At 60.4% G+C, this 17522-nt stretch carries 12 protein-coding genes; 5 read left to right on the top strand and 7 right to left on the bottom strand.

The genetic code is table 11. The features are described 5' to 3' along the window. Positions 1-184: 184 nt before the first annotated feature. Together ACFQY0_RS02960 and purB are read left to right on the top strand one after the other, a co-directional pair. The gene (locus ACFQY0_RS02960; RefSeq protein ID WP_379708928.1) at positions 185-1138 is read left to right on the top strand and encodes a 3-methyladenine DNA glycosylase; all 954 of its coding nucleotides are present in this window, start codon (positions 185-187) and stop codon (positions 1136-1138) included. Beyond that, positions 1135-2553, top strand: a complete 1419-nt coding sequence (gene purB / locus ACFQY0_RS02955; protein ID WP_379708926.1) for an adenylosuccinate lyase — start codon at positions 1135-1137, stop codon at positions 2551-2553. Before ACFQY0_RS02960 ends, purB begins: the two co-directional genes overlap by 4 nt. A gap of 195 nt (positions 2554-2748) precedes the next feature. On the opposite strand, the gene ACFQY0_RS02950 is transcribed toward purB, so the two are convergent. The 6 genes from ACFQY0_RS02950 to ACFQY0_RS02925 form a co-directional block, all read right to left on the bottom strand. Next, on the bottom strand, positions 2749-3459 hold the full coding sequence (locus tag ACFQY0_RS02950; protein ID WP_379708924.1) for a 16S rRNA (uracil(1498)-N(3))-methyltransferase: 711 nt from the start codon (positions 3457-3459) through the stop codon (positions 2749-2751). A gap of 6 nt (positions 3460-3465) precedes the next feature. After that, on the bottom strand, positions 3466-4605 hold the full coding sequence (gene dnaJ / locus ACFQY0_RS02945; protein ID WP_379708922.1) for a molecular chaperone DnaJ: 1140 nt from the start codon (positions 4603-4605) through the stop codon (positions 3466-3468). Between the two features lie 4 nt (positions 4606-4609). Further along, positions 4610-5185 (bottom strand): nucleotide exchange factor GrpE, encoded by a 576-nt coding sequence (gene grpE / locus ACFQY0_RS02940; RefSeq protein ID WP_379708920.1) that lies wholly within the window; start codon positions 5183-5185, stop codon positions 4610-4612. A gap of 51 nt (positions 5186-5236) precedes the next feature. After that, positions 5237-6676: a PP2C family protein-serine/threonine phosphatase gene (locus tag ACFQY0_RS02935; protein WP_379708918.1), complete on the bottom strand. Its 1440-nt coding sequence runs from the start codon at positions 6674-6676 to the stop codon at positions 5237-5239. A gap of 27 nt (positions 6677-6703) precedes the next feature. Beyond that, entirely contained in the window at positions 6704-7234 is a 531-nt protein-coding gene (locus tag ACFQY0_RS02930; protein WP_379708916.1) for an STAS domain-containing protein, read from the bottom strand. A gap of 84 nt (positions 7235-7318) precedes the next feature. Next, on the bottom strand, positions 7319-7774 hold the full coding sequence (locus ACFQY0_RS02925) for a hypothetical protein (protein WP_379708914.1): 456 nt from the start codon (positions 7772-7774) through the stop codon (positions 7319-7321). A 104-nt stretch (positions 7775-7878) separates the two neighbouring features. Between ACFQY0_RS02925 and ACFQY0_RS02920 the strand changes: the two genes are divergently transcribed. From ACFQY0_RS02920 to argH, 3 genes are all read left to right on the top strand, one after another. After that, positions 7879-8376 (top strand): Fur family transcriptional regulator, encoded by a 498-nt coding sequence (locus ACFQY0_RS02920; RefSeq protein WP_379708912.1) that lies wholly within the window; start codon positions 7879-7881, stop codon positions 8374-8376. Positions 8377-8485: 109 nt separating this feature from the next. After that, positions 8486-8626, top strand: a complete 141-nt coding sequence (locus tag ACFQY0_RS02915; RefSeq protein WP_379708910.1) for a hypothetical protein — start codon at positions 8486-8488, stop codon at positions 8624-8626. A 55-nt stretch (positions 8627-8681) separates the two neighbouring features. Then, positions 8682-10034 (top strand): argininosuccinate lyase, encoded by a 1353-nt coding sequence (argH, locus tag ACFQY0_RS02910; protein ID WP_379708908.1) that lies wholly within the window; start codon positions 8682-8684, stop codon positions 10032-10034. Between the two features lie 576 nt (positions 10035-10610). Here argH and ACFQY0_RS02905 read toward each other — a convergent pair. Then, on the bottom strand, positions 10611-17513 hold the full coding sequence (locus ACFQY0_RS02905) for a hypothetical protein (RefSeq protein ID WP_379708906.1): 6903 nt from the start codon (positions 17511-17513) through the stop codon (positions 10611-10613). Between the last annotated feature and the right edge of the window lie 9 nt (positions 17514-17522).

Raw genomic sequence — 17522 nt, 5'->3', positions numbered from 1 at the left:
GCCCTCATCCTCACTACGGCCACCGCGACGCCCCCTTGGACCATCGAGCGCCGCGAGCCCTCGCCTTCAGAGAACTGGAAGCACTGCCGGCTCCTCAGCGGGCTGAAACGCTCAGCGTCATGCTCAAGTCGCAAGCTCCCGGGACCCTCCTCCCAGAGAAAACCCGGGACTGGCTGGGAGAATTGTGTCACTGATTTCTCGCAACGCCGAGGTGACCACGACTCTCCAACAATCCGAATGGCAACGACTCGCCGCCGAGCACCGTCGGCGTGCGGAGCGCTGGACGGTTCCGGCGAGGCAGCGTCACACTCATGGCGTACCTCATCCCATCGAGGACTTTCTCTTCACCTACTACTCCTTCACTTTAGGCAAACTCGAAACCTGGCACCCGCCCTTCGGATGCTCGCTTGAAGCGTCGGACAAAATGGCCCCGCAGTTCGAGCGGGCACCCTACCGTCGGGACGGCCAACAGATCTTTGCCGATCCTTCCGCCCTGTCGGAAAAGGCCGTGGCGCGTCTCGTCTGGATTCGCGAGCTGCTTGTGCAAACCCAGAACCGTACGCCCAACTTTTCCTGCCACGGCATTCACGAATGGGCGATGGTTTACCGTGGCCATGAGATCCGCCACGAGGCGTCCACGCCCCTGCGTCTCCGTCAGAGCGAGATTGATGCGATCGTCGAGAGCCGCCCAATCGCCTGCAGCCACTTCGACGCCTTCCGCCACTTCAGTCCGGATGCCCGCGCCTTCAACCGCTTCCAACCCAGCCTCGATGCGCGACCCCATCTCGAGCAACCCGGCTGTGTCCATGCCAACATGGACCTCTACAAGTGGGCCTCCAAGTGCATGCCGTGGATTGGATCGGAGCTGCACATCGAGTGCTTCGAGCTCGCTATCCGGCTCCGTGAACTCGACATGCGCGCCAGCCCCTACGATCTCACCGCCTACGGTCACCGCCCGATCGCCATCGAGACCGCGGAAGGTCGCCGCGAGTATGAGGCGCTGCAAAAGCAGCTCGCCAGCGAGGCTCGCCCGCTTCGGGAAAAGCTGATTGGCCATCTCGACCCGCTCCTTTCCATCGTCCAGCGGTCACCCGGTTCTTGCCACGCGGCGGCTGGTGCTTTACGCCCCGGGGCGTGATTCCCAACGTCCTCGCCGAACGCTACGCCTCCCCCGCCCTGCAAGCCATCTGGTCCGCTGAGGGCCGCATCGTCCTGGAGCGCGAGTTCTGGATCGCGGTGATGAAGGCCCAGCGCGACCTCGGTCTCGATATCCCTCAGGAGGCCATCGATGCCTATGAAAAGGTCAAGGATCAGGTCGACACCGCCTCGATCATGGAGCGTGAGCGGATCACCCGCCACGATGTGAAGGCACGCATCGAGGAATTCAACGACCTCGCGGGTCATGAGCACGTCCACAAAGGCATGACCTCGCGCGACCTCACTGAGAACGTCGAACAGCTTCAGGTCTTCCGCTCGCTTCAAATCATCCGCGACAAATCGATCGCGACGCTTGCCCGCATTTCGAAGCGCTCGCAGCAGTGGGCCGACCTCGTCATCACCGCGCGCACCCACAACGTCGCCGCCCAGCCCACCACCTTCGGCAAGCGGCTCTCGATGTTCGGTGAGGAAATGCTCTCGGCCCATGCCGCCATTCAGGACCTCGTCGATCGCTATCAGGTCCGCGGCCTCAAAGGCGCCGTCGGCACCCAGATGGACCAGCTTTCGCTCTTCGAAGGTGATGCCTCGAAGGTGGCGGCTTTGGAGAAAAGTGTCGTCGCCCACCTCGGCATGCCCGCCGTATGGACCAACGTCGGTCAGGTCTATCCGCGCTCGCTCGACTTCCGCGTCGTCTCCGCTCTAACAGATCTGGCAAGCGGTCCCTCCTCGCTTTGCAAAACTCTCCGCCTGATGGCTGGTCACGAGACCGCCAGTGAGGGCTTCGCTCCTGGCCAGACCGGTTCCAGCGCGATGCCGCACAAGATGAACTCGCGTTCCTGCGAGCGCGTCAATGGCTTCCACGTCATCCTCAAGGGCTACCTGACGATGGCCGGCGGTCTTGCCGGTGATCAGTGGAACGAGGGTGATGTTTCCTGTTCCGTGGTCCGTCGCGTGATGCTTCCCGATGCCTTCTACTCGATCGATGGCCTCTATGAGACCTTCCTCACGGTGGTTGATCAGATGGATGCCTATCCCGCCGTCATCGCCAAGGAGAACGCCCACTACCTGCCGTTCCTAATGACCACCACGATCATGATGGAAGCCGTGAAGGCCGGCGTCGGACGCGAGACCGCCCACAAGGCCATCAAGGAGCATGCCGTTGCCACGGTGAACGACCTGCGAACCGGCAAGGTCAGCACCAACGATCTCGTCCGTCGTCTCGCCGACGACGAGCGTATCCCGCTCGACCAGGATCAACTCGCCGCAATCGTCGCCACGGGTGAACGTAACGCTGGAGCCGCCGCCTCCCAAATCGTTGCCTTCGCGGATGCCGTGAGCAGCCTGGCTTCCGCTCACCCCGAGGCCGCGAACTATCAGCCGGGCGGCATTCTTTGATTCGACGTCTCACTGATTCGCTAACCTCCATTTCAACCATGGTCGGCAGCGGTTAGACGGCTGTTAGTCGGCTGTTAGTCGGCTGTTAGTCGGCTGTTAGTCGGCTGTTAGTCGGCTGTTAGTCGGTGGTTAGACGGCGCACCGAAGATCCGGGGCCGGCAACGGCAGAGCACGTGCGCTGGAAAGATGGGGCGACTACGAAAACGCGTAGGCAGCGGCCGAAAGACAGTAGATTCCGGCGGTTTCGCTGCGCAGCACGGCTGTGCCCAGGGAAACCGGAAGGCAGCCGGACTCCCGAGCCGCCGCGTATTCCGTCGGGGAAAAATCGCCCTCCGGGCCGACCAGGAAGATCAGCTCTCCACCTTCGCCGGCCTCACTCAGGCATTCCTTGAGCGGTCTCGCGTTCTCCTCGAGGGAGGCGATGAGCCGCGAGCTCGTGGCGGACTTTTCAAGAAAGGGCTCCAGCTCGAGGATTGGCAACACGGTAGGAACACGGCTCCGCCCGCATTGCTTGCATGCCTCGATCACCGCCCGCTGCCACTTCTCCTCCTTGCCTTCTCCGGCCTGGACCACCGCATTCCGTGTCGAGAGCGGTTGGATGTCCGTGACCCCGAGCTCCACCGCCTTTTGCAAAAGCCAATCCATCGCCTTGCCCTTGATCACCGCCTGGGCGAGGACGACCCGGACCTTGGGTGCCGACTCGTGCCGGGCTTCACCGAGATGAAGCCCCACATGGCTCTTTGAGACGTTCAGGATCTCCGCGACCGCGCTTCGACCAAGACCGTCGAATACCGTGATCGAATCCCCCACCTGCGCGCGCATCACACGCGCGCAGTGCTTCGCCTCATCACCTGTTAGAGCCGCGTCAGCGCCCCATGCCGTCGGATCGAGGAAGAAGCGGGGCATAGGCCGTCAGAAATCGAAGAAGCGTTTGGCCTTGGCGACAAACGACTCCTGCATCGGTGAGTTATGTTCGCCGATCGACTCGGAGAACTCGCGGAGCTTCGCTTGTTGCTCGCTGTTCAGTCGGGTCGGGACCTCGACCTGCACTTCGACATGCAGGTCACCTTTCTTCGGACCGTTGAGCACCGGCATGCCGCGCTCACGCAGGCGGAACATCGTTCCTCCCTGGGTGCCGGCTGGAATCTTGATCGAGGACTGACCGTCAAGCGTTGGAACCTTCAGCTCGCCGCCGAGAGCCGCGGTGCTGAATGGCAGCGGCATTCGGCAGAACAGATCGCGTCCATCGCGCTCAAAGACATCGTGCTCCGCGACATCAAGGAAGACGTAAAGATCGCCTGCCGTCCCGCCACGCACCCCGGCGTCACCATTGCCCGATGACCTGAGTCGCGTGCCTTCCTCGACCCCGGCCGGGATGCGAATCTTGATCCGACTCGGCTTCTGCACACGGCCGTCGCCCTGGCACTTGCCACACGGATCGGTGACGGTTTCCCCAGCGCCGCGGCACTCGGGACAGGTCGTCTGTTGGACGAAGATGCCGGCCTGTCGGGCGACCACGCCCCGTCCGCCACAAGTCGTGCACGGACGCGATCCACCGCCACTCTTTGATCCGGTATTCGAGCAGCTGTTGCATCCCACGTAGTGCTCGATTTCGAGCTCCTTCTCCACACCGCTGGCCGCTTCCTCCAAGGTGATCTCGAGATCATAGCGCAGATCGCTGCCACGCTGCTGATTCGAACGTTGACGACGGCCGCCGCCGAAAAACTCTTCGAATCCACCGCCGAACGCGCCGCCGAAAACCTGCGAGAAGAGGTCCATCGGATCGTGGAAACCCCCGCCTCCGAATCCTCCTCCGCCGCCACCGCCGGCAAATGCCTGGTGGCCATAGCGATCGTATGCTGCCCGCTTGTTCGGATCACTGAGGGCCTCGTAGGCCTGGCCCAGTTCCTTGAACTTCTCCTCGGCTTCGTGATCGCCCGGATTCTTGTCCGGGTGAAATTTCACCGCGAGCTTGCGGTAGGCCTTCTTGATTTCCTCAGGGCTGGCGTCGCGCGCCACCCCCAGGACTTCGTAAAAATCGCGATCTGCCATCGTATCAGTTCTCTTCGGAATCCGATTCTTCTGCGGACTGAGCGACGACGACCGTGGCCGGACGCAGCAGGCGATCGCGAAGCATGAAGCCCCGGCGCATCACCCGGATGATCTGGCCGTCATCGACGCCTTCCGCGACTTCCTGAGAAACGGCTTCGTGGACGTTTGGATCGAAGGCCTTGCCTTCCGATTCGATCTCGGTCACGCCGCAACTGTTCAGGAACTCATTGAGCTGCTTTCGGACCATGTCCATTCCGACGTAGATCATCGAGCTCTGATCCTGAGCTGCGGCCTGCATGCCCATTTCGAAGTTGTCGAGGATCGGCAGCAGCTCTTCGAGCAGCGATTGGTTCGAGTATCTGACCGCCTCTTCGCGCTCGCGAGCGGCGCGCTTGCGGTAATTCTCGTGGTCCGCGGCGGTCCTCAGCGCGAGCTCTTTCCACTTCATCACTTCAGCTTCAAGCGCGGCGGAATCATCCCCCTCACCAGCGCTTGACTCCTCTTCAGCGGCTTCGAGTTGGTCGGAAACTTCGATCTCCTTCTCTTCGGCCGGCTCGATATCCGGGTCGTGCGAATTCATGGCTGCTACCTGTCACCTTCCGCCGCAATCGTCAACCCCTGCAAATCGCTCTCAGCGCTTCTCGACCGCAAAAAGTGTGATGTCGTCCATCTGACGCGATCCGCCCGCGAAGGCCGCGAGATCCCGCTGCACGGCATTGACCGCGGCTTCAGCACCCAGCGCCGCGCTTTCGAGGAATGTCGCTTTCAAACGCTTCATCCCGAATTCATCCCCGGCGCCATTGGTCGCCTCGTTCACTCCGTCGGTGTAGAAAAGCAGCAGATCGCCGGAGTCCATCTGGAGTTCCAGCACCTTGGTGACCCGTTCAAACACATCGCCATCGTCGATCCCCAGCGCCAGCCCCGGCGGCTTGACCGTCTCGATGATTCCCTTTGCCGCCCGGTAGAGCAGTGCCTCGTCATGACCGGCTCGCGCCACCCGGATGAGACCGCTTTCCCCATCGATCACTCCGTAGAAAAGGCTGATGAACATGTCCTCGCGAATGTCCGGGAAAAGCTGACGATTCACCCCGCCGAGCACTTCGGCAGGATCCGATTTCCCCCAGGCCTGGGATCGCAGCACGCTGCGGCACATCGCCATCAGCAGTCCGGCGCCGACTCCCTTGCCCGACACATCGGCAATCACCACGCCGTGACGTCCGTCGCCGAGGTCGAGATGATCGTAATAATCCCCACTGATGATGCGCGCCGGAACGTTCGTTCCCGAAAGGCGGTAACCCGGCACGATCGGCTCCCCTTGGGGAAGCAGCACGCGTTGCACTTCGCTGGCATTCCGCAGCTCGCTCTCGAACTGACGTTTCTCGGTCGCCTCGCGATAGAGCATCGCATTTCCCATCGCGAAAGCCGACTGCTCCGCAGCGGAGCGGAAGACCGCAAAATCGTTCGCCGAAAATCCGTGTTGTTCCTTGGTTCTCGTCACGGCGAGCACGCCCAGATCCTTGCCGGCATGACGCAGCGGGGAAAGCATCGCCTCGACCCGCTCGCCACCGCCATCGGCAAAGACGTCCCGGAATGCTTCATGGTAACGGATGTCCGGCACATGAATCGCCAGCTCTGATCCGAGCGCCGCACCGAGCAAGCCCGTGTCCACCGGTGCTTGAAAAAGACGCAGGTAACTTTCCGTCGCCCGTGGGTCCAGCTCGGACTTCTTGCGAATCTTTGCCGGCACGCCGACGAGTGGCGGGCAGTCTTTGGAAAGGTACTTGGGCTGGAGGAGCTCACCGACGTCGTCGAGCAGATAGATCGCGCCTCCACGGGCCGAGACGACTTCATTCACCCCATCGACAATCATCTTTGAAAGCTCGAGCTGGGTTGTGTCTTTGCCGATCGCCATGCCCAAGTCATGGAGGTACCGGAACATGCGCTCTTCCTCGCCTTCGATGGCGACCAGTTCGTCGCTGGTGCGCTTCAGGCGCTGCCGGAAAACCCTCACCGTGACTCCCAGACCGATGACAGCAACCAGCAGCAGAGTATAGGGTATCAGCCGATCCATGGACGCATCTGGTTCCCCCTCAAGCCATCAGCTCTCCTTATCGGAGTGCTTGGCTGCGTCCTGCTCGAGCACCTGGAGGACCGTCGCAAAACGTTTGGCATTATCGTCGCTCGTGGCCGCCAAAGTCTGATGGGACTCCAGCACGTGCTGGGCGCGGTCCTTGATGTCGGGCAGCCGATTCAGCCGAAATGGCGTCAGTTTCCCCCTGATTTCCTCTTCCTTGCCCACCCAGGAGGCATCATCAGGTGCGATGTCCAGGAGGCAATCGAGGCCGAGTCCCTCGAGCGAGCGGCGATTTTTTTCTCCGGGCGAAGCGATCATGACGGCTCCGCCATCTTTGCCGACCCGGCTGGCCAGTCCGGCAAGGAAGCCCATGAAGGTCGAGTCCATCCCGGTACAAGCTTCGAGGTCGATCACAAAATGGGTCTCCCCTTTGTTTCGATGCTTCTCTGCGCATTCCTTCAAGGCCGGGCTCTGAAGGAAGGAACCTTTCCCTTCGCAACGGATCCAAGTGAACTCATCGAAGGTGCCGAATGAAATGGCGATTTCCTGACTCACGGGGTGTTTTTTGGCAGTGATTGCCAACTGCTTTTACTTATGCCCCAGCAGGGCCTGCGGTCAACCGTGCATCCCACGAAATCGTCATTCCCAGAGGTAGGACTGGCGACTGGACACCGCTTCACCGCCCCGCAGCAGGGTGCATTTCCATGCCAGCACCCGACCGCCTTCCAAATAATCATCGCCGATGATCTGAAACTCCGCCTTGCCCTTCCGGGTCTCGGCACTGAAATCCTGCACCTTTTTCAGCACCTTGCTGGCGGTAGCCGCCTGCTGATACTCAAAAACCACCCGAACGGGTCCGCCAACGGCATCGTCTTCCCAGTAAATATCATAGTAGATCCCGAGTCGTTGCTCCTGCTCCCGCACGCCGACCGCGCCATACATCCGCCGCATTTCCTCTGAATCGATCCATGCTTCGCCATCTCCTTTGAGACTCACCTCCCGGATATGATAAGGGCGGACATCGAGCGCTCCCGGTGAACTGCAGGCCGCCAACAAGCCGAGGCCGAGCAGCGGCAGGTGTTTCCAAACTCTCATCTGGCGCCATTCAAGCAATCCCCACGTCCTTGCCAACACGGAAAGCTGCAAATCCTAACGGAGAAAAGCTTCCCGAGCGTCGCCAAGGGCTCTAGCCTCCGGCCATGGACGACGTGGTCCTCACCAAGCTCGATAACTTCATCCGCCAAAAGGGGCTGCGTCGCACGCCTCAGCGCGACGCCATTGTCCGTTTGGCTTTCGCCTCCGACGAGCATTTCACCTCCGAGGAGCTCTTCGAGCGTGTCCGGAAAAAAAACGTCAATGCCTCCCGCGCGACCGTCTACCGCACCATTTCCCTGCTCGTCGAGGCTGGGCTGCTTCACGAAATTGACCTCGGGGGCGATCAGACCACCTACGACCCGAACTTCAACGACCGCCCGAGCCACAACCACCTCGTCTGCATCGACTGCGGCAAGGTCGTCGAGTTTGAGGATTCCCACCTTGAAGTGCTCAACGACTGCATGACCCGGCGACTTGGTTTCCGCCCCGCCCGCCAGTCCATCAAGATTGAAGCCTGCTGCGAACAGCTCCGCACCAAGGGCTCCTGCCCCAACCTCATCCAGGCCCGCATCAACTCCAAGCGCCTTCCAAAGAAGCGCTGACCGAACGATGACCCCACCGCCTCTTCCAAAACCCATCGACTTCCGGATTTTCCACGGAAGATCCGCGGGGGGTATTCGTCTGGACTCCGCAAATTCCTTACAGGAAAGAGTGGCCGACGCTCACATCCAGGCTCGGGATTGGATCAACGCCAATCTCCACCTCGAGATCGTATCGATCACCAGCGGGAATCCCTCGTCAGGAGACACGATCAATGCGACCACCGTCACCGTCTGGCACCGCGAACCGTGACACGACTTTCCCGCCAACTTATCCCGATCACTCCAATCCCCAATATCTAACACCCATGTGGAAAGGCCGCTTCGCAAAAGAGACCGCTGAACTTGTCCAGCAATTCGGAGAATCCATCTCCTACGACTGGCGTTTGTACAAACACGACATCGCCGGCTCGATCGCCCACGCCCGTGCTCAAGTCCAGATCGGACTCCTCACCGACGAGGAGTTCAGCGCCATCGAAGCCGGACTCCGTGAGATCGAGGCCGACATCGATGCCGGCAAGTTCGAGTTCAAGACCTCGCTCGAGGACATCCACATGAACATCGAGGCCGAGCTGACCAAGCGCATCGGAGCCCCCGGTGCCAAGCTCCACACCGCGCGCTCGCGAAACGACCAGGTCGCCACCGACACCCGACTCTATTGCCGTGCCGAAATCGACCATCTAACAGGCTCAATTTCCCATCTCCAGGGCGCCCTGCTCGACCGCGCCGAGAAGTACGCCGCAACCGTCCTGCCCGCCTACACCCACCTCCAGCGCGGACAGCCCGTCACCGTCGGCCACCACCTTCTCGCCTATGTTGAGATGCTGCAACGCGACAAAAGCCGTCTCGCCGACTGCCGCAAGCGCCTCAACGTCTCGCCGCTCGGTTCCGGAGCTCTCGCCGGCTCCACCATCAACCTCGACCGCCACGCCGTTTCCGAGGAACTCGGATTTGAAGGCGTCACCACCAACTCGATGGATGCCGTCGCCGACCGCGACTACATTGCCGAGCTCATTTTCGCCATCTCGCTCTGCGGTGTCCACCTCTCGCGTCTCTCCGAAGACCTCGTCCTCTGGACCTCCGCCGAGTTCAGCTTTGTCAGTCTTTCCGACGCCCACACCACCGGCTCCTCGCTAATGCCGCAGAAGAAGAACCCGGACGTCTGCGAAATCACCCGCGGAAAAACCGGCCGCCTGTTAGGCAACCTCGTTGCCATTCTAACAGCCATCAAGGGCCTGCCGCTGACCTACAACCGCGACCTTCAGGAGGACAAGGAGCCGCTCTTTGATTCGATCGACACCCTGAGCCTGAGTCTCGCGGTGAACGCGGAAATGATCTTCGCCATGGAGTTCCGCGAAGACAAATGCCTCGCCGCCGCCAGCGACCCGATGCTCCTCGCCACCGACCTCGCCGACTGGCTCGTCAAACAAGGCATCCCCTTTCGTCACGCCCACGAACTCGTCGGCAAAGCCGTCGCCGAAGCCGTCAGCACCGGCACCCCGCTCGACAAGCTCGACCTCAGCAAAATCGACGCCGCCTACACCTCCGACGCCCAAAGCGTCTTCAATCTCCAAACCGCCCTCGCCGCCCGCACCAACCCCGGTGCCCCAAGCGTCGACAACGTGAAGCGTGAGATCGAGCGATGGAAGACGACGATCTAGAGGACGGGCCTTTTAAAGCCGCGTGGGTCCACTACAAGAAATTGGAACAGCGTTCCCGCTGGTTGTTCTGGGGCTACGTTCCTTCGGTGGGCACCTTTGTCGTTGTCTATTCATTTTGGTTTAAAGCTCCATGGCCGATCTTTTTCGTTGCCGGCACCTGGGCTATTATGTGGACGACCGTCGCCAACAAACTTTACCGGTGGCAGTGCCCGGAATGTAGGAAGCTATTCTTTACAAGTGATTATTTTCGAAAGCCGCAGGCTAAAAGATGTCTCCACTGCGGCCTGCCAAAATGGCAATGCACCCCAAACAAATCAAAGTAGCCGGCGTAACCACACTGCCTTTCGTCCCATCGGGACGCCTCATGATAGCCGTGGGTTTTCAACCCACGGACAAGCACGCCTCGAAGACCGCGTCGCGTAGCGACGCTTCATCTCGGTCGACAGCTCCACGCCCTCCCATTCCGCCAATCCTCACCCATATGAATCGTCACGACGCGACGATCCTTCATCACCAATCAAACCGGGGGCTCGAAGCCCCCGGCTAACATCGACGGTCCCGACGGGACCCTGTATTTCACGCCACCTTCCGCGCCCCGCACCAACCCACCACCAGCACCGCTGCAGAAAGGATCGCCACGATCCCGCCAAACAGCCATCCCCTAGGACGCTCGCGCTTCAAGCTGAGCTGCAACTGCATCGGCTCGTTCGTCGTCACCTGCAGGCTCCGCGAAAACCTCAACATCCGCCCCTGCCCCGGCAACTGAACCTCCAACGACCCCGGCGCCGACTCAACCTCCAACTGCTGCTCGACAATCCGCTGCGCAATCGTCTTCAAGGAACTCGTCACTTCCGCCGAGTTGCCGACCATCAATCGATCAAACTGCTTCGGATCGAAATTCGATTGGCCCTGCAGAATCGGGTTCTCCTCCGCCGCCTGTTCCAGCTGCGCATTCTCGACCTGACTTCCATTGAATCGATTGTCGAAGTAGTTCCGCTGACGACGCGTGTTCAATCCGAGCACCGCCTGCTGCATCTTCAGATTCCGGAACTGCACCCGCGCATCTTCGTTCGAAGCCTCATCCAGGAAACCATTCCGCGCCGCCTTGCCTAACACCTGCCCGGCCTTGTCCTGCTCACCGGCCCGCAACCAGGCATACCCCTGATCCAGCTCGGCAACCGCCTCTGCTTTCCCACGCGTCCGACGCGCATCGACCATCGCCAGATACGCCTTCAAACTGAGCGCTTCGGATTCCTCCTGCTTCACCAGTTGGAAATCCCCACGGCTATCCGCCAAAAGCCATCCTTCAGGCACAAACACGTCCCAGATCAAGTTCTCTAACGGAACCCCAAGACGAGGCCCGTGCAACATCCCGCGCTGATCGGACTCATGCGCGTAGGAAAACTCCACCAGCGCCGGTTGGTTCGCCACGGGCGACGGTGTCACATAGAACAGCCACTTCGATCCACTGCGCACCAGCGGCACTCCTTCACCATTCACTGCCAGATTGAAAGGCGTCACGCCTTCCGGCAGCGCCAGCTTCAGCGTCGCCTTGGCACTTGCTTGGATCCGCAACTCCACCGTCGTGATCGAACTACCCTCCGATGAAATCAGCGTGCGAAGCACGCCCTCCTTCACCCGCAAACGCTCGGACTCGGCCAGCGCATGACGCGCCACGCTGATCTCCAGCGCGCCTTCCACCTCCGCGACTCGATAAAGGAAATCCGCAAGGTCACCACGACGGTCACCGCGCAAGCCCGAGGGCACACCATTCCAATCTGTCTTCTGCCAGCCACGCGGCGTGCTGCTCACCGTCGCATCCAAGCGACCTCCCGTCTTCACCGAAACAAAGAACGACGACTGACGCGTATCGATCAACTCCAGCGGCATGATCTGCGCCTTGTCGTCCTTGCTCTGACGCTGGAACTCGATATCCACCGCCGTCTCTCCCACGACTCCACGTTGAAAACGAATCTCCCAAAGATTCTCTTCACCTTCCACCGGCACGAAGTCACCCACCGCAGGACCCGTCGCACGAACCGTCGCCGCCGCACTTTCATCCAGACCCGGAAGCCTCACCCGCAAGGTCTTGCGCGCCGCATTCTCGATCCGATAAATCACCCGCGCGCGCGTCAGCACCTGTCCTTCACGCAGCGTGACTTCCTGCAATGCCTGCGCCGTCACCCACGAATCCAGTTCCTTCACCGCCAGCGAAAGCGCCCAGTCAGACTGCAGCAATCGAAATGCCAAGGCACCCGGACGCGGCACACCTGCCTCACGCGGATCGAGCTGCGAGACATTCGAACGCGAAACCGCCCGCACCTGAAGCCCACGATCCGGCACCACTGTTAGAGTGCCCCGCTGACGCGTCGCATCCCGCAGCAAGAGACGTGGCACTTCCCACGACTCCAGACTTCCCGGCGATGGAGCACTGAGGGAAATCGAGAAGGCCTGTTCGCCAAGCGTCCGACCATTGAGATTCAGCGATATCAAGCGCTTCCCGTCCGACGGCGACTCCGTCCAGTGACTCAAGGAAGCCCCCGTCACCGACTCCACTTCGAGACCTTCCGGAATCTCCACCATCAATTTGAAAACCCCGGCCCGCGTGATGTTCGCAACCAGGTCCGCCGCCAACACCATTCGGTCCGCGCCCAACGAAAGCGTTTGGGTCATTTCCGCCCGGATCTCAGGAGCCACCGAAGTGACCTTCAAACTCACCGAAGCTTCTTCCACACCATAACGATAAGCCTTCTGCAGCAGCGCCAGCGGCTCCGACTTGGCATTCCGTGGAAGCAAGCGCGCATCGAAGTCATCGAGGTTCACCGCGCCCATGCCTTCGGTCTTGATCCCTTCGGCCTGCGCCTCGCCGCCAAAGGCAAGACCCAGCATGCCAACCGCCCCTTCGCTTCCGACGACACGCATCGGCCGCAATTTCAAATCCACCGGAAGACTCTCGGTCGCCCGCTGCGTCGCCACACTGAAAGCAAATGGTTGTTCCTGCCCCGGCTCCACCGCAACCGACAACTCGCGCGTCTCAGGATTAAAGCGCCAGCGACCCACCGGCCCATCCTTCACATCACCGACGGTAAACTCCTCCGGCACCATGATCACCAACTCACGCACGACGCCACGAGCCGGACGAATCGCAATGCGATGCAAGCCATTCACCACTCCAGGCCCGGGCACAAACAGGTCGGACACTTCAGTATAAAACTGCACCTTCTCGCTGCTCGCATCCCGCTGCATCGGACGAATCGAGATCTTCGACTCATTCCCCACCCCCAGCACGATCACCGCGCCACTCACGCCGTCCTGATCGGATCCGATCTGCGTGACCCGAGCCGCATTCGTCGCATCAAAACTCCAACCCGCCTCGTTCATCTGAACGCGAATCTCCTGAGCCGCCGCCGCACCGGTCGGCACCACCCAACCTTCTCGCGGATTCTTCACCCCCATCTCGAACTCACCTCGACCGGTGAAGACCCCCGCCTGCTCGGCAACAATGAAGTAACCGCCCTTGTCTTTCTCGGCCTTCAGGCCAAAGCCCTCGAAGCCTGTTAGAACGGCATGCGAGTCAAGCAAATGGAATCGCTGCCCAGCCTCATCAGCCCGCACACGAATCGCCAGTTCCGCCTTCAAGCGTCCCTCATCGAGCACCCACTTCTGCGTGATCGATTCTGCCGGGCTCGATCCCTCAGGAATCTCCGCCTCAGCCCGTGGCATCATCAAACTCAACAAGATCAGTGAAGCCGCCGCGACCGATGTGGATCTCATCCCCTTCAAATACCCGACCGCCCACGGAAGCACCGCGCCAAGCAACAGCGTCAGACCAAATACCGCGAAGAAGAGCACCGCACCGCCTCTTTGAGCAAGCAGACCGCAGGCTAACAGCGCGATCCCACCGCCGACACAAAGCGAAACGTATTTGTCTCGCCCGACCGCACGCAGCAGCGCCCAGCCAAGCAATCCAAAGCCACCAAGCAGCAGCGCGATTCCCGGACCACTCACCATCGATTTCCATGCCTCGACATTCGCCACCTCGACCATCAAGTCGTCGCCCACCAGCACCGCTGGAGCCGTGTATTCAAGCGTGCCAAGGCTCGTCCGACGCTCATGCATCGCTTCATTCGCGAGCATAAATGACCAGAGCATCGCACCGCCCATCGCCACCAACCCGAGCACTCCAATCGACTTGATACGTCGCAGCACAAATCCCAGCGCTGCGAGAAACAGTACCATCAGCGCCGCCGTTCGGCCACGCGTGGCAATCCACTCAAAACCCGTCTCCGTCATCACCGGACGCACCAACTCCGCCGTGCCGCCATTGGGAACCAGGCGACGATCCTCGTCACCAGTCACCGTCCAGTTCGCCACCGCCACCGCCGTGCCCACGCTTGGAGCCACGAGCGCCACCGACTTGCCACGCTTCTCCTCCCCATAACGAAGGATCACTTCGATTGGCTCATTCGGATCTGCCTGTGATGGCAAGGGAATCAGAGTCTTCGTTTCATCGCGGCGCGCATTCACCCGCTCTCCCGATACCATCGTCTCCCAAAGCTTCGCCTCCGCCGGAAGTGTAACTTCGAGCGTCGTCGTGCCCTTCGAACGTGCATAGAAACGCGCCGTCGTCGCCACCTGACCGTTACGAGAAACATGCGTCTTCAGCGAGGAAAAATCGATCACCTCCCCGACCGGCTCATCCACATCATACCAGCTCACATTCATCGTGATTTCCGGATCCGCCGCCGTGTATTGCCAGGCTTCCAGCGTGGGAGCACTGGAGAGCAATCGATACTCGGCCGGCAACTCGGACGCATCAATCCGCAGGATCGACCCCTTGCTTTCGCCAATCGAAGCATCGACTTGAAGCGGACTCGTCACCTGAATGTATCCGCGCTCCGACTGCACATCGAGCGGACGTACTTCACCCGGATGAATCTCCCCACCGCGAGCACTCATCGGCTGCTCGAAGGTCACCAAAATTGTCGAGGCGCCAATCGCCGGGCGAACCAAAGGAACGATCAACGTGTCCCCTTCGCGACGCCAATCGCGACCGACACTCTGACCCGTCACATCGATGTTTCCGATTCCCTCCGGCACCTTCAGCCGCCATTCGCTGGCCGGTGCACCGACCACAAAGTAGTTCAGCACCACGCTCCCATAAGCCACGCCTTCCTTGAGCGAGTAGAGGTGGAACACATCGGCCTGTACACTCTGCCCAAGCGCCTCGACCTTCATTGTTGCCGACCACTTCTCTTCACGAATCCGGAAGCCCTGCTGAAGCCCTTCGATCTTCTTTGGAAAGTAATCGACCGGCGTCTCCGCGAGTCCGCCATTCGCTCCCTGCACGATCCGGTTACCCGGTGCCGACGCCACGCCGATGAATCCGCGACTCGACTTCGCCTCACGATGCTCCAGCACCGGCAGCGTCCAATCCCCCGTCTCGGCCCCTTGGTTCTTCTCCAATCGAAGACTGACCAACTGTCGGCCAGAAACTGCCGCATTAAACAAGATCTTCAACTCACGCACTCCGCCCATGGCTTCACCCGCAACGCTGTAGTCCGCGACACTTGCGCCACTGACCTCAGCCACGGCAAATTCCTCCGGAATACCAACTGTCCATTCACGCAGCGGAGCTTCACGAATATCCAGTTCAAGATCACTGAGGATCTTCCGATCGGTCTCACCCATCTCATGAATGGTCACTTCTGAAATGCTTACCTCCGGCAGCACCTGATCCGCCGCCACCGAGTAGTCGTAGCTCGCCGACGGAAAACGATAAACAAACACCTGCCTCAACCCCTCCGCTGCTTTTCCACCGGGAAATTGATCCGGCGAAAGCTGCATCATCCCCTTGGCCGCGATGATCTCTAATCGCACCGCCCCTTCATTCGCAACCCGCAGATAACCGCTATGACGTAGCGCGCCTTCCGGCACAAAGCGCATCGGTTGAGCTTTCACTGGAAAACCTCCAAGCGGTGCCTGTGCCTGCACCGTGAGTCGACCATTCCCTTCAATCGGGCGGCTGAGCTCGATCGCCAGATAGCGCTCGCCGTTCTCCTCGATCGGATTCCAGCCAAGCACCTGCTCGCCCGAAACCGCGAGCACTTCGCCCGCCCCTTCAATCTTCATGCGGATCGAGTTGATCTTCCCCTGCAAGACCTGAAACCCAATCTCCGACGCCTGCCTAACAAGTCCGGCACCCACCCGCACCTCGGCGATCTCGGACGACGAAAAGAACAGAGCGCCATCGTCTTCCTCCGACTCCTCTTTCCACGCCAGCTTCGCCTGCCCTGCGGCATTGAGGTGACCTTGCCAGACATTGCCGCGCTGTTCAGGAACCACCGGCTCATCTTTGGAAAACGAAACCTTGGCCCCGAGACCGGAAATCCTGACCGGCACCACCACGCCCGCAGGCAGCCTGAAATCAAGCATCTGCCAATCGCCATTCCGCTTCACCGCCACTTCGAAAGGCAGCGACATCACCTCCGCCTCTACTCCGAGCATGTCTCCAACCAGTTCATGATACCAGGCATCGCCGCTCTTCGTGAGTCGCACATGCCAACCATTCCCCGAGGTCGTCTCGCCCAGTGCCACGCCCTCGAAAAGCTTCAGCGCGGCATCCTCATGATTCACCTGCACCCGGGCGCGCAGCACGAAAGCCACACTCTCTCCATCCTCGCTGACTTTTCCGTCCAGCACCGGATCAATCAGTTCAATGCCTGCCAACTCTCCACCCTGAGGAATCACCAACAAGCGAAGTCGACCGGCGCCACTTCCTTCAAATTCAATCGCATCGGAATCAATCCGACTCAGAGCTGAAAGCCCCAGAACCTTCGCACGAAAACCCTCCGCTTCCTTGAGAACCAGTTTCGATGAAAAGCCCGCCGCCTTTCCCAGACCCGGCAGCAAGAGATTCACCACCTCGCCACGATTAAACTCATGTTCGAAGAGCACCTTGAACGAGAACTCTTTCGGCCCATCGATCTTAGGAAGCTCAGGAACCATCGGAACCAAGGTTTGAAGGCTGATTCGCCCCTCTTCAAACAGCGGCCTCGGCTCCGGCTTTTTCAACTTCGGCTTTAGGTCAAGAAAGCGCGAGCCATCTGACTCCCGCCGTACCGACCAGGAAAGTGACTCCGATCCCGTCACATCCTTCACCTCACCTTCACCTTCCAATCCAATGGTCAACATATCCGGACGACCCTGCAAGATCCTCACCTTCAAATTCATTGCCCCGGAAATTTTCTCACCCATCGCACTCGCCGTCGTTTCCGCCTCCACCGAGTAAAACAAGGGAATCGGCTGCCTCACCTTGTCCACCGGCAACACCGCCACCCCATCTCCCACACCCTGAGCCAAGGCCGTCGCCGCCAGGAGGTGGCACGCCCCCGTGCCGCAAAGAATCCGGCCTAACAAGTTCTCAAGACCCAAGCGACCAAAGCGCCGCTCTTTCGAATTTTTCCTAACAGCTTTCATAATGGTTCC

This window comes from Haloferula chungangensis (genome assembly GCF_042664875.1).
GTDB classification, from domain to species: Bacteria; Verrucomicrobiota; Verrucomicrobiia; order Verrucomicrobiales; family Akkermansiaceae; genus Haloferula; species Haloferula chungangensis.
The sequence above is the reverse complement of the archived record's forward strand: the minus strand, read 5'-3'. Positions and strand labels throughout refer to the sequence as shown.